The sequence below is a fragment of the Actinoplanes sp. KI2 genome, assembly GCF_025630775.1.
Taxonomy (GTDB): Bacteria; Actinomycetota; Actinomycetes; order Mycobacteriales; family Micromonosporaceae; genus Actinoplanes.
In genome coordinates this window covers 145,805-158,893 of sequence record NZ_JAOSZE010000015.1, presented here as the reverse complement: position 1 = coordinate 158,893, position 13,089 = coordinate 145,805, and the positions used below count along the sequence as shown (strand labels likewise).

The 13,089-nt window shown below is 72.2% G+C and carries 14 protein-coding genes; 5 read left to right on the top strand and 9 right to left on the bottom strand.

The window, feature by feature from the left end; genetic code table 11:
- Positions 1-33 precede the first annotated feature (33 nt).
- On the top strand, positions 34-810 hold the full coding sequence (locus ODJ79_RS17825) for a hypothetical protein (protein WP_263024601.1): 777 nt from the start codon (positions 34-36) through the stop codon (positions 808-810).
- 8 nt (positions 811-818) lie between these two features.
- Here ODJ79_RS17825 and ODJ79_RS17820 read toward each other — a convergent pair whose 3' ends face one another.
- The 8 genes from ODJ79_RS17820 to ODJ79_RS17785 form a co-directional block, all read right to left on the bottom strand.
- On the bottom strand, positions 819-1,985 hold the full coding sequence (locus ODJ79_RS17820) for a cytochrome P450 (protein WP_263024600.1): 1,167 nt from the start codon (positions 1,983-1,985) through the stop codon (positions 819-821).
- A gap of 79 nt (positions 1,986-2,064) precedes the next feature.
- Positions 2,065-3,099, bottom strand: a complete 1,035-nt coding sequence (locus tag ODJ79_RS17815; protein WP_263024599.1) for a S1 family peptidase — start codon at positions 3,097-3,099, stop codon at positions 2,065-2,067.
- A 166-nt stretch (positions 3,100-3,265) separates the two neighbouring features.
- Entirely contained in the window at positions 3,266-4,540 is a 1,275-nt protein-coding gene (locus ODJ79_RS17810; protein WP_263024598.1) for an FAD/NAD(P)-binding protein, read from the bottom strand.
- Complete coding sequence (locus tag ODJ79_RS17805; RefSeq protein WP_263024597.1) at positions 4,540-5,019, bottom strand: winged helix-turn-helix domain-containing protein; 480 nt, start codon at positions 5,017-5,019, stop codon at positions 4,540-4,542. Before ODJ79_RS17805 ends, ODJ79_RS17810 begins: the two co-directional genes overlap by 1 nt.
- A 56-nt stretch (positions 5,020-5,075) precedes the next feature.
- Complete coding sequence (locus ODJ79_RS17800; protein ID WP_263024596.1) at positions 5,076-5,489, bottom strand: cupin domain-containing protein; 414 nt, start codon at positions 5,487-5,489, stop codon at positions 5,076-5,078.
- Positions 5,486-6,190 carry an ABC transporter ATP-binding protein gene (locus ODJ79_RS17795; protein WP_263024595.1) on the bottom strand — a complete coding sequence of 235 codons (705 nt, stop codon included), beginning with the start codon at positions 6,188-6,190 and terminating at the stop codon, positions 5,486-5,488. Before ODJ79_RS17795 ends, ODJ79_RS17800 begins: the two co-directional genes overlap by 4 nt.
- Positions 6,187-7,167 carry an NrtA/SsuA/CpmA family ABC transporter substrate-binding protein gene (locus ODJ79_RS17790; protein WP_263024594.1) on the bottom strand — a complete coding sequence of 327 codons (981 nt, stop codon included), beginning with the start codon at positions 7,165-7,167 and terminating at the stop codon, positions 6,187-6,189. The genes ODJ79_RS17795 and ODJ79_RS17790 overlap by 4 nt, the downstream gene beginning before the upstream one ends.
- Entirely contained in the window at positions 7,164-8,000 is an 837-nt protein-coding gene (locus ODJ79_RS17785) for an ABC transporter permease subunit (RefSeq protein ID WP_263024593.1), read from the bottom strand. The genes ODJ79_RS17790 and ODJ79_RS17785 overlap by 4 nt, the downstream gene beginning before the upstream one ends.
- A 143-nt stretch (positions 8,001-8,143) precedes the next feature.
- Here ODJ79_RS17785 and ODJ79_RS17780 point away from each other — a divergent pair, with 143 nt between their 5' ends.
- Genes ODJ79_RS17780 through ODJ79_RS17765 form a run of 4 tightly spaced genes read left to right on the top strand, consistent with a single transcriptional unit; the run spans position 8,144 to position 11,376 of the window.
- Positions 8,144-9,226, top strand: coding sequence for an LLM class flavin-dependent oxidoreductase (locus tag ODJ79_RS17780; RefSeq protein WP_263024592.1), 1,083 nt, complete (start codon positions 8,144-8,146; stop codon positions 9,224-9,226).
- An 8-nt stretch (positions 9,227-9,234) separates the two neighbouring features.
- Complete coding sequence (locus ODJ79_RS17775; protein WP_263024591.1) at positions 9,235-9,735, top strand: flavin reductase family protein; 501 nt, start codon at positions 9,235-9,237, stop codon at positions 9,733-9,735.
- Between the two features lies 1 nt (position 9,736).
- Entirely contained in the window at positions 9,737-10,804 is a 1,068-nt protein-coding gene (locus tag ODJ79_RS17770; RefSeq protein ID WP_263024590.1) for an LLM class flavin-dependent oxidoreductase, read from the top strand.
- A complete protein-coding gene (locus tag ODJ79_RS17765) occupies positions 10,801-11,376 on the top strand; it encodes an NADPH-dependent FMN reductase (protein WP_263024589.1) in 576 nt (191 codons plus the stop codon). The genes ODJ79_RS17770 and ODJ79_RS17765 overlap by 4 nt, the downstream gene beginning before the upstream one ends.
- 69 nt (positions 11,377-11,445) lie before the next feature.
- Here the strand turns inward: ODJ79_RS17765 and ODJ79_RS17760 are convergent, their stop codons facing one another.
- Positions 11,446-13,086 carry a S8 family serine peptidase gene (locus ODJ79_RS17760; RefSeq protein ID WP_263024588.1) on the bottom strand — a complete coding sequence of 547 codons (1,641 nt, stop codon included), beginning with the start codon at positions 13,084-13,086 and terminating at the stop codon, positions 11,446-11,448.
- Between the last annotated feature and the right edge of the window lie 3 nt (positions 13,087-13,089).

Genomic DNA, 13,089 nt, shown 5'->3' with positions numbered 1-13,089 from the left:
GACGGGGGTGCCACCCGGGCGCATGATGGTGGCATGCGCTTGAAGCTGGTGTCGCCCGCCGCGTTCGCCGACCTCGCCCGCGCCACGGTCGGACAGGTGGTGGAGACCGCCGCGGCCGCGGTGACCATCCCGATGCGGGCGGTAGCGGTGCTCGGTCAGACCGAGCTGCTGGTCAGCCGGATCACCGTGCTCGCCGACGAGGCCGAGTCCCTGATCCGCCGGGTCACCACGGTCGTGACCGACGCGGAGGGCGTGGTGGTGGAGGCGCGCGCCATCACCGCCTCGGCGACCGGCCTCACCGAGGCGGCCTCGACCGTGGTCGCCCAGGCGGGTGGGATCACCCACGCCGCGTCGGCGATCGTCGGCGAGGCCGCCGGGATCACCGACGCCGCCGCCGGGGTGGTGACCCAGGCGTCGACGCTCAGCCGGGCCGCCGAGGGCGTGATCGGCCAGGCCGGCCGCATCACCGCCGACGCCACCGCGGTGGTCCGGCAGGCCGAGTCGACCGCGGCCGATGCCACCGAGCTGGTCGACGCGTACGCCGGGACGCTGCGCAAGGGCGCCCCGCTCGCGGCGCAGTTCGTCGACGAGCTGTCCCCGGAGGAGGTCACCGCCGCGATCCGGATGGTCGACGAGCTCCCGCGGCTGCGCGAGCACCTGGTCGACGACGTGATGCCGTTGCTGGCCAAGCTCGACCAGGTCGGCCCCGACCTGCACAAGCTGCTCGAGGTCACCGAGGACCTGCGGCTGGCCATCGCCGGCATCCCCGGCCTGCGCATGCTCAAGCGGCGCGGCGAGGAGAAGAGCTGACCGTCAGGTCACACCTCGACGACCAGGCCGACCACCTCGTACGCGGCGATCTCCGGCCGCAGCCGCACCGCCGGCTCCCGGACCATCCGCAGGCCCGGCAGCGCGAACAGCTTGGTCAGGAAGATGTCGGTCTCCTGGATCGCGATGTACGCGCCCGGGCACCGGTGCGCGCCGTCGCCGAACGAGAGCACCGCTCCCCCGACGCCGTCCGGCAGCTCGCGGCCCGGGCAGACCAGTTCGGCGTCCTCGCCGACCGCGGCCGGGTCGGCGTTCGCTGCGGCCACCCCCACGTCGACCAGCGCGCCGGACGGGATCGTCACGTCGCCGACGGTCACCTCCGCGGTCGTCCAGCGGTACAGGTTGGCCACCACCGGCTCCAGCCGCAGGATCTCGTGGAGCACCGCGAACCGCTCCTGCTCCTCGCCGGCCAGGTAGCGCTGCCGCAGCCGCTCATCGGTGAACAGATGCCAGGCCGCCACCGAGATGAACTCGCGCGTGGTGATCATCCCGGCGGCCGCAAACGTGACGCACTCCCCCACGATCTCCTTGGCGTTGCAGCCCTCGTCGATCAGATGCGAGATCAGGTCGTCCCGCCGGGCCTTGCGCCGCACCGCCACCGCGGGACGCACGTCCCGCAAGTAGAACGAGCCCGCCGTGAACAGCTGGTGGAGGCCCTGCCGCATCGCCTTGAAGCCACGGGCGTCGCCGTCCGGCGCGATGGCGAAGAAACGGTCCAGCCGCTTGGCCATGCTGCCGCGGCCCTCGGTCAGGCCGACCACCTCGCCGGCCACCGCCACCGCCAGCTGGAAGGAGAGGTCGGAGAGGTCGGCCCGGCCCTTCTTGCGCAGCACCGCGCACTGCTCGTCGGCCAGCCGGTTCATCAGCCCGCGGTAGGCGGCGTCCACCCGCTTCGGGGTGAAGTACTTGGCGGTCTGCCGCCGGTGCTCACGGTGCTCGGGCCCGTCCCGGTAGAGCACCGCCAGCCGCATGCCCTTGGCGAACCGCTTGACGCCCTCGATCCCGAAGCCGGCCTGCCGGGTGTCACCGCTGCGCAGGAACTCCCGCGCGGCCCCGAAATCCTGCAGGCGCCAGACCTGATCGTCCCCCGCGTGCGCGGGACAGCCGGGGGCGAGTTCGCCGCGCTCGACCTTCCGCTCCGATTCGACAGTCGTCATTGCGCCATTCTGCGGTGCGAGGTGGAGCGAGCGGAAACGGCCCCGCCTCATTGCGGCGGAGCCGTTCCGGGTCGAAGGATCAGAAGACCGAGACGCCGTAGACGCTCAGCGGCTCCGTCACCGGCTGGAAGTACGTGACACCGCCGGAGGAGCAGTTGCCGCTGCCGCCGGAGGTCAGGCCCAGGGCCGTCGTGCCGGCGTAGAGCGAGCCGCCGCTGTCGCCCGGCTCGGCGCACACCGTGGTGCGGATCAGGCCGGTGACGGTGCCCTGGGAGTAGTTCACCGTGCTGTTCAGCGCGGTGACCCGGCCCGAGTGGATGCCGGTGGTGGAGCCGCGGCGGTTGACCGTGGCGCCGACCGCCGGGGTGCCGGCCGAGGTGATGTCCTGCGAGCCGACCGAGCCGGAGATGGTGACCGACGAGGTGGTGTAGCGGACGATGCCGTAGTCGTTGCCCGGGAAGCTGGTGCCCGCGCGGGTGCCCAGCGTCGTGGAGCCGTTCGTCCAGGTCGCGCCGATGTTGGTGCAGTGCCCGGCGGTCAGGAAGTAGTACGTCGAGCCGCTGCGGACGTTGAAGCCGAGCGAGCAGCGCGCGCCGCTGACGTAGATGGCGTCGCCGCCGGAGATCTCGACGCTCAAGCTGCCGGGGATCGACTCGAGGCGGGCCTTGTCGCCGAGCTTCGCGACGGTCGCGCGGACCGCGGCGAGCTTGGCGCCGGTGACCGTGCTGTCGACGCTGACCACGATCTGGTTGGTGGTCGGGTCGACGGCGAACGCGGTGCCGGGCGTCTTCAGGTTGGCGGTGAGGCTGTCCTGCGCGGCCGCCATCTCGGTGCCGGTGTGTGCGACAAAGCGCGGGGTGGCGCCGGCCGCGGTCACGGCGCGGGCCGTGGCGGCGTCGGTCACGTTGACCACGACCTTGCCGGTCGCGTCGAGGTACGAGCCGGCCGTCCGGCTGCCGAATTGGCTGTCGAGCTTCGAGGCTAGAGCGGAGGGCGCGAACGAGGGGTCGCCGGCCGAGGGGGCGGCCGACGCGGGTGTCGCGACGAACGCGGAGCCGACGAGCACGCAGGCGGCCAGGCCGACGATCGGTCGGCGAAGCTTCCGGGTGAGCACTTTGTTCCTCCCATGGGGGATGAGGGGCGTACTGTGCTCACGCAGTATCGACGGTTCTCAATATGAACACAATCCGGCAAGATTGTTGCCGAGATCTTCATCAATGCAGCACTGACCTGCGGAAACGGCTTGTCATACCGCGGCCATATGACCGAACCGGGATGAATTATTTCGCTCTGTCGATCAATGCACGGGCTTGGGTGCGAATCTCCGGTACTGCGGTGGTCTCCCAGCGCGCGCCGCGGCGCAGTGGGCCGATCAGCCACAGGTTGTCCCTCGCCCGGCCGTCGGCGCCGACCAGCCGGCCACCGGCGTCGATGTCCAGGCCCAGACCGTGCGGGCCGAGCCGGGCGTGGCCGTCGTCGAGCAGGCTCCGCACGAACGAGCCGGCCGCGGCGGGGAGCCGGCCCGGGCCGGCGCAGTTGACCACCGCGCCGAACCATTGCACGCCCGCCTCCAGCTCGACCAGCAGACCGCCGGCGGGCGGTGCGGTCATCGAGCGGATGCCGCCGGCGCGGACCTCGAGGCGGCCCTCCTCGCGCAGGGTGGCGACCCGGGCGCCGACCGACGGGGCCATCCGGTGCCGGTGACACTCCCAGGGCCGGGCCAGGTGACGCAGGAAGGCGTCCTGCTCGGCCGGGGTGAGATTGCCCCACAGGCGGTCGATGCTCGGACGCAGGCCGTCCACCACCGCGCGCCAGTCGCCGGTGTCGGCGGCGGCCCGGCGCACCCGCCGGACCAGGTCGCGCAGCGTGCCGGGCTCGTCCAGCGACAGGTCGGACGGCGGCGCCGCCTGATCCGTGTGCGTGAGCGGCAGCTGGCCGCGGCGGCTCACCGCGGTGATGGGCGCGTCCCGGTTGCCGTCGGCGGTCAGCGTCAGCACCACGTCGACGGCGGTGAGCCCGGCCCCGACCAGCAGGACCGGCGCGTCGGAGGGGATCGCCTCGAGCGCGCCCGGCCGCCACGGGTCGGCGAGGTAGTCGGGGTGGCCGTCCAGCGCCGCGGGCTGGGCCGCGCCGGGGTTGCCGGTGGCCACGACGATCTCGTCCACCGCAATATGACCCGATTTTTCGGTATAAATTAGACCCGGGTCGACGCGCTGCGCCCGGTCGCGGACGACCGACAGCCGATCGCCGTACGCGGCGGCGGTCCGGGCGAAGACGTCGCGCAGGTAGGAGCCGTAGACGGTCCGCGGCGCGAACGACGACGGCGCGACCCCGGCCCACCGGGCGAAGTCCGCCGGATCGTCGGGATCCGCGCTCATCGCCCCGGCCCGCGAGTTGAGCAGGTGCCACGGACGGGCCGACCCATAGGCCAGCCCGCCGCCCGGCTCGTCCGGCTCGATCAGCACGACCCGGTCGTCGCTACATCGCAGCAGCTCCCGGGTGGCCAGCACGCCCGCGCAGCCGCCACCCACCACCGCCACCGTCCTCGACCGCATCAGGCCACCGTCACCGCTGCCTCGTCGGCCAGCCGGTAGCCCAGGCCGTAGACCGTGGTGACCACGTCCGGGTCGTCGAGCTTGGTGCGCAGCCGGCTCACGTGCACGTCGACCGTGCGGTTGGTGGTGTGCGTGTGCCCCCACACCTGCGACAGCAACTGGCTGCGGCTGAACACCTGCCGCGGGTGCCGGGCGAGGAACAGCAGCAGGTCGAACTCGAGCCGGCTCAGGTCGAGCCGCTGCCCGCCGCGGGCCGCGGTCCGGGCGTGCGGGTCGAGCCGGATGCCGCCCTCGACCTCGACCGCCACCTCCGCCTCGGCCATGTCGACCAGGTCGCGCAGGGCGGCCAGGACGCGGTCACGGCCGGAGGTCGCGCCGCCGGCAATGCTGATGGTGACGGTCACCGGGGGTTCCGGGGACAGATCGGGTACCGGCCGCAGGTGTACCTGTCGTGGATGTGCGACGGCGAGTGCGGACATGCGCGCCTCCTTGGGGTGCGGTGGGCGTCAGCTACATTTCCTATCTGATAAATAGGCTAATGCAACGACGGCAGGTTGACGACGATCGCCTCCTGTGTCGTGCGGGCGATCACAACGACGGCCTCGTTCTCCGGGTCGGGGTTCTCCTCCCGGTGCGGCGCCCACGGCGGGACGAAGACGTAGTCGCCCGGCTTCGTCTCCAGCCGCCGCTCAGCGCCCGAGTCCTCGTCGTAGAAGACGAAGACCGGATTTCCGCGTACGACGTAGATCGCCGTCTCGGATTCCCCGTGATGGTGGTTGTCGCTGGCGGTCGCGGCCGCCACGTGCGTCTCCCCCATCCACAGCGCCTCGCTGCCGACGGTCTTGCCGCTGATCGCCTCGACCCGGGTCATCCCGGAGGTCTGTGCGGTGTCGGCGGACAGGCCCTTCGGGATGACGTGGTGCAGTCTCTGGTGGAAGTGGTCGCTCATGCGTGCTCCAAGGGTTCGACGACCCCCAGCTCACCGAGGAGCGCGTGGCGCAGGGCGGCGAAGGGGGCCGATCCGCGGTCGCGAGCCTCGGACGTTACCCGGTGCTCGGCGGCGAGCCGGCCGTCTCGCATGGTCACCACCCGGTCGGCGAGCAGGATCGCCTCGTCGACGTCGTGGGTGACCAGCAGCACCGCCGGGCGGTGCCGGGTGGTCAGCGCACGGACCAGGCCGTGCATGCGCAAGCGGGTCAGCGCGTCCAGGGCCGCGAACGGCTCGTCGAGCAGCAGCAACTCGGGCTCGCGTACCAGAGCTCGCGCCAGCGCCACCCGCTGTGCCTCGCCGCCGGAGAGGGTGACCGGCCACGCGTTCGCGTGCTTGTCCAGCCCGACCTCCTCGAGCGCCGACTGGGCGCGGGCCCGGGCAGCGGACCGGGGAAGACCGATCGCGACGTTGCGCCAGACCCGCCACCAGGGCAGCAGCCGGTGCTCCTGGAAGACCACCGTGCGCCGCTCGGGCACCTCGAGGGTGCCGCCGTCCACCGGGTCGAGCCCGGCCAGCGTCCGCAGCAGCGTGGTCTTGCCGCAGCCGCTCTTGCCGAGCAGGGCGACGAACTCGCCCCGCTCGATCTCCAGGTCGAGGTCGGCGAGCACGGTGCGCTCGCCGTAACGCCGGGTGATCCTGGTGGCCTTGACGGCGCTCACAGCCGCACCGCGTGGTCGGCGATATTGATCTTGCCGCTGAGCACCTGGTGTGCGGTGAGCCAGTCGGCGCCGGCCTGGAGCTGGCCGATCCCGTCGTCGTTGATCAGGCTCCAGGTGACCTGGACGTTCTGGGCCACCAGCTTGTCGACCACGCCCTGCGGGTACTTCGAGACCGCGTTGCCGATCTTCTGCGCCTCGGCCGGGTTCGCGTTGGCCCAGTCCTGCTCGGCCTTGTACGCCGCGATGACCTTGCGGATCGTGTCGCCCTCCTTCTTCGCGTAGTCCTCGCGGACCAGGTAGCTACCGAAGTCGATCTGCTTGTCCAACTCCTTGCCGTCCTCGAAGATCCGCTTGGCGCCGTACTGCACCTCGGCGAGCTCCAGCGGGCCGGACCAGATCGACCACGCGTCGACCTTGCCGCTGCCGAACGCGGGCGCGGCGTCCGGCGGGTTGAGGTAGGTGAAGGTGACCGAGTCGCGCGGCACGTTGTCCTTCTCCAGGGCGGCCACCAGCAGGAACTCGCCGAGCCCGGCCTTGTTGACCGCGACCTTCTTGCCGGCCAAGTCCTTGACGCTGGTGATCCCGCTGTTCGGCAGCGCGATGATCGAGCTGGTCCGCGGCGACGACTTCGACCAGGCGACGTAGACGAGCTTGTTGCCGGAGAGCAGCGCCTGGTCGGCCGGGGTGGAACTGCCGCCGAAGCTGAAGTCGGCGGTGTTGGTGGCGACGGCCTGCAGGGTCGGCGCGTGGTTCGGGAACGGACCGACCCACTCGACGTCGATGCCTTGATCCTTGAGCGTCTTCTCGAAGACGCCGCGGGTCTTGGGCACCGAGATGGCGCCGTAGGTGAGGCGGACCTTCTTACGGCCGCTGGAGTCGGAGGCGGCGGCCTCGTTCCCGCAGGCAGCCAGACCGGGCAAGCCAAGAGCGGGCAGAGCCAGCGCGGCGCCGAGAATCTTGCGGCGGGACAGGGTCACTTCTTTCCTCCGTAATAGTTGGGGTGCCAGGCAAGGAAGCGGCGTTCGAGGCCGCGAGCGAAGAGGTCGGTGGACAGGCCGATCAGCGCGTACAGCACGATGACCAGCACGATCACGTCGGTCTGCAGGAACTCGCGGGCGTTGGTGGCCATGAAGCCGATGCCGGCCGGCGCGCCGACCGTCTCGGCGATGACCAGCGCGAGCCACGCGTTGGTGAGCGCGAGACGCAGGCCGAGCAGGATGGACGGCAGCGCCCCGGGCAGGATGGCCGCCCGGATCAGCTCGAACCGGTTCAGGCCGACGACCCGGCCCATCTCGAGCAGCTTCGGGTCGACCTGGCGGATGCCGAGCACGGTGTTGAGGTAGATCGGGAACATCGTGCCCAGCGCGACCAGGAAGTACCGCCCGCTCTCGCCGACGCCGAACCAGACCATCACCAGCGGCAGGATCGCCAGGAACGGGATCGCCCGGATGATCTGGATGTTCCGGTCGATGATCGACTCGGCGAGCCGGGAGAAGCCGGTGAGCACGCCCAGCACCAGCCCGACCGTCGCGCCGATGGCCAGGCCGACGGCGGCCCGCTTGATGCTCTCCCACAGGTGGTGCGGCAGTTCGCCGGTCTGGGTGAGATGCCACGCGGTGGTGCCGACCGAGCTCGGCGCCGGCAGCACGTTGGACGCGATGAGGCCGGCTCGGCTGGCGAGCTCCCACACGAGCAGCAGCAGGACGGGGACGGCCCAGGAGATCGTCCGGTACGGCAGAGCCCGCTTCTTCGGGGGCGTCGCCCCGGCCTCCGCCTGTAGGGCGGGACCGGCGATCGCGGTAGTGGACATGGCCGCAACTCTGACAACCCCATCTCCCCCATGTCAACCATATTCCCTAGGCTTACTAGGATATGGGACAACCGTTGACTGCGCCGCGTTTCCGGCGCGAGGCTGATCCAGCAGATCCTCTATCCCAAGAAATGGGAGCACCAATGACCGTCGAATTCGTCGGCATGATCGCCACGCGGGACCAGTCGGAGACCCGGCCGCCCGCCGGGCCCGTGGTCGACCCCGCCTACGTGCGGCGATTCGCCCGGGCCCACGAGGACGCCGGGTTCGACCGCATGCTCATCGCGTACGGCTCGTCCTCGCCGGACGCCACCCAGGTCGCGGCGTACGCGGCCGCGCACACCGAGCGGATCGGCCTGCTGATCGCACACCGCCCCGGCTTCGTCGCACCCACGCTCGCCTCGCGCACCTTCGCCACCCTCGACCAGTTCAGCGGCGGCCGGGTCGCGGTGCACACGATCACCGGCGGCTCGGACGCCGAGCAGCGCCGCGACGGCGACTACCTGACCAAGGACGACCGGTACGCGCGGACCGAGGAGTACCTGACCATCCTGCGCCGGGCCTGGTCGTCCGCCGAGCCGTTCTCGCACGAGGGCCGCTTCTACCGGTTCGAGAACTTCGCCGCCGAGGTGCAACCGGCGCACCGGATCCCGCTCTACTTCGGCGGGTCGTCCGCGGCCGCCTACCGAGTCGGCGGCCGGACCGCCGACACCTTCGCGCTGTGGGGCGAGCCGCTGGCCGAGACCGCCGAGCAGATCGCCTCGGTGCAGGCCGCCGCTGCCGCCGCCGGGCGCGGCCCGCTCGGGATCAGCGTCTCGTTCCGCCCGATCCTGGCCGCCACCGACGAGCTGGCCTGGGAACGCGCGTCGCGAATCCTGGCCGGCATCAAGGCCAACGGCCCGTTCGCCGGAGTGCTGGGCGGACGCAGTCCGGAGAACGTCGGCTCCCAGCGGCTCCTCGCCGCCGCGGCCAAGCAGGACCGGCACGACCGGGCATTGTGGACGGCCACCGCCGCCGCGAGCGGCGCGCAGGGCAACTCCACCGCCCTGGTGGGCGACCCCGAGACCGTCGCCCGGGCCCTGCTCGACTATGTCGACCTGGGCGTCACCACCATTCTGATCCGCGGCTACGACCCGGTCGACGACGCCGTCGACTACGGCCGGCACCTGATCCCGCTCGTCCGGCAGGAGCTGCGCCACCGCGAGCTCACCGGCGCAGCACGCTAGGAGAACCCGTGACCGTCACCTCGCTCGTCGATACCGATCTCTTCCGGCAGCTGCTCCGCCGGCACGCCGCCGCCGTGGTGGTGATCACGGCGCCCGGGCAGCCGCCGGCCGGCTTCACCGCCACCTCGTTCACCTCGGTCTCGCTCGACCCGCCGCTGGTCTCGTTCTGCCTCGCGCACACCGCCTCGGCGTGGCCGGCCGTGGCCGCCGCCGACCTGGTCGCGGTGCACGTACTCACCCAGGAACAGGAGCACGTGGCCCGCACCTTCGCGACCCGCGGCATCGACCGCTTCGCCGCGCACGGCGGGTGGCGGCCGGGGCCGGAGGGGGTGCCGCTGCTCGACGGCGTGCTGGCCCGGATCGTCTGCCGGGTGGTGCGCCGGGTCGAGGCCGGCGACCACTCGATCGTGCTCGCCTCGCCGGAGATCGGCGAGCACCACGACGACCTGAGCGCGGCCCCGCTGGTCTACCACGACGGTCACTACGCGCACCTGCGGCGGGCGGCCTGACATGCGCTTTCACTGGTTCCTGCCGACCTCCGGCGACAGCCACGACATCGTCAGCGGCGGGCAGTCCCGGCTCGCCGCCGACACCTCCCGGCCGCCGGATCTCGGCTACCTCGCGCTGGTCGCCAAGGCGGCCGAGCGGACCGGCTTCGAGGCGGTGCTCACCCCGACCGGCACGTTCTGCGAGGACTCCTGGATCACCACCGCCGCGCTGCTCGGCGAGACCGAGCGGCTGAAGTTCCTGGTCGCGTTCCGGCCCGGGCTGCTCTCGCCGACGCTGGCCGCCCAGATGGCCGCGACCTACCAGCGGATCTCCGGCGGCCGGCTGGCGCTCAACGTGGTCACCGGCGGCGAGGGCGAGGAGCAGCGGCGCTTCGGCGACCACCTCGGGCACGACCGGCGCTACGCCCGGACCGCGGAGTTCCTCGAGGTGGTACGCGGGGCGTGGGCGGGCATCCCGTACACGAACCGGGGTGAGTTCTTCGACGTGCAGGGCGCGACCGTCCGCGCGGCGCCCGACCCGATCCCGCCGATCTTCTTCGGCGGCTCGTCGCCGGCCGCCCTGCCGGTCGCGGCCCGGCACGCCGACACCTACCTGACGTGGGGTGAGCCGCCGGCCGCGGTGGCGGCCAAACTGGACGCCGTGCGAACGCTCGCGAAGGACGCCGGCCGGCAGCTCACGTACGGCATCCGGCTGCACGTGATCACCAGGGACACCGCGGACGAGGCGTGGCGGGTCGCCCGCGCCCTGATCGCCCGGGTCCCCGCCGCCGAGATCGAGGCGGCGCGCCGCCAATTCGCCCGCACCGAGTCCGAGGGGCAGCGCCGGATGGCCGCCCTCACCACCGGCGACTCCCTCGAGGTGTCGCCCAACCTGTGGGCCGGTTTCGGCCTGGTGCGGCCCGGCGCCGGCACCGCCCTGGTGGGCAGCCACGCCGAGGTCGCCGCGCGGATCGCCGAGTATCAAGCGCTCGGCATCGACCACTTCATCCTCTCCGGCCAGCCGCACCTCGAAGAGGCGTACCGGTTCGGGGAGAACGTCCTGCCCCTGCTCACATCGGGAGAGTCATGAGTCGCATCGTCGTCGTGTCCGGCAACCCGCGCCCCGGATCGCGCACGTCCACGCTGGCCGTCGCGGTCGGCACGGCGCTCGCCGCCGTCGCGCCGGCCTCGGGCACCGCGGAGAAGGCCGGCGCGCCGGCCTCGGGCGCCGCGGAGAAGTCGGTGCCGGTCGAGGTCGTCGAGGTCGTCGAGGTCGGCGAGCTGGGCGCCGGCCTGCTCACGCCCGGGGACGAGCCGACCGCGAAGGCCGTTCAGCTGCTGCGCGCGGCCGAGGTGCTGGTGGTGGCGACGCCCACCTACAAGGGCAGCTACACCGGGGTGCTCAAGGTGCTGCTGGACCAGCTGCCGGCGCAGGCTCTCGCCGGCAAGCGGGCCGTCCCGGTGGTGACCGCGGGCGTGGCGCCCCAGGCTGCCGCCGCGGAGGCGCTGCTGCGGCAGCTGCTCACCGAGCTGGGCGCGGACGTCGCGCCCGGTCTGCCGGTGGTCGAGGCGGACCTGCCGGAGTCGAAGGCGATCGCCGAGACGTACGCACACAGCCAGAGCACAGCCTCAATACAGGCCGCTGACAATTCCGCGCACTAGATTTTCCGGTGCACATGAAGCGCTCGCCCGGTGACTCCGTGCCCCCGGCCGCCGGGCGAGCGCGCTCACTCATCCGTCGATCTGCAGCGTGACCTGTGCGGTTGCCGTGTTGCCCCAGCCGTCGCGGAGGCCGACCGTGAAGGTCCGTCCCTCGGGCGCGGTGGGCCGGCCGGCGATCGTGCCGTCCGCCGCGAGGGTCAGGCCGTCCGGCAGCGTGCCCGAGGCCAGCCGCCAGGTGACGGTGCGGTCGGCGGTCAGCTTGGCCGAGTAGTCCACGCCCACCGCGCCGGCCGGCAGCGTCCCGGTGATCACGGGCTTCGACCTGAGCACCGTGACGGTCAAAGCCTTGGTGATCGTGTACGGGACATAGTCGAAGAAGCGCACCTTCACGGCCGCGGTGCCGGGCGCGACCGGCGTCCCGGAGATGACCCCGCTCGGGGACAGCCGGAGCCCGGTCGGCAGCATCCCCGTCACCACGCTCCAGGTGCCCCGGCGGCTCGCGGTCAGCGTCAGCTTGACCGGCCGGCCGGCCGTGACCGTGATCCCGGTCGACTTGATCACCGGGGCCGTCGGCGGGGCGGGCACGAACAGCAGCCGGTTCGGCGAGCCCATCACGTCCTTGATCTTGCCGGTGGTGGCGTGCGCGACCAGGAAGTCGCGCACCTGGGCCGGGGTCCAGCCGGGCGCCGCGTCGAGCACCAGCGCGGCCGCCCCGGTCACGTGCGGCGTCGCCATCGAGGTGCCGCTGTCGGTGGCCACCGCGGTGTCGCTGCTCGCGAACGCCGAGCGGACGTTCACACCCGGCGCGAACAGGTCGATGACCTTGCCGTAGTTGGAGAAGTAGGCGCGGCGGTCCGAGCTGTCCGACGCGGCCACGGTGATCGCCGCGGGCAGCGCGGCCGGGCTCTCCCGGCCGGCGTTCACGTCGTCGTTGCCGGCCGCCACCGCGTACGTGACGCCCGAGTCGATCGACCGCTGCACGGCCGCGTCGAGCGTCGTGCTGCGGCCGCCGCCCAGGCTCATGTTCGCGACGGCGGGCTTCTGCGCGTGTGCGGTCACCCAGTCGACCCCGGCGATCACGCCGGAGAGCGTGCCCGAGCCGGCGCAGTCGAGCACCCGGACGGCGACCAGCTTGACCTTCTTCGCGACGCCGTAGTGTGCTCCGCCGATCGTGCCGGCCACGTGCGTGCCGTGTCCGTTGCAGTCCGCGGCGGTCGCGTCGTCGTCGACGAAGTCGTAGCCGTACGAGGCCCGCCCGCCGAACTCGGTGTGGGTGATCCGGATACCGGTGTCGATCACGTACGCGTGCACCGCGCTGCCGTCGTCCATCGGCGTGTACGACCTCGACGGCTTGGTCGCCCGCTGGTCGATGCGGTCCAGCCCCCAGGTCGGGTTCAGCTGGGTGGCGGCGGCGTGCAGCACCCGGTCCTGCTCGACGTACTCGACGTTCGGCTTCGCGGCCAGCCGGCGCGCCTCGACGGCGGTCATCCGCTGGACGTACGTGGTCTCGCCGATGCCGGTGCTTTGCGCGCTGATGCCGGTGCTTCGGGCGCCGATCCCGTCATTGAGCGTGACGATGTACTGCCCGGGAATGGCGCCGTCGGCGTTCGCCCCGAACACCTGGCCCTCGGCGGCCTGGGCGGGGGCGGCAAGGCCGGCCGTACCGACGGCCGCCGCGGTGAGCAGGGTGCCGAGGACTCGCATGCGCATGGC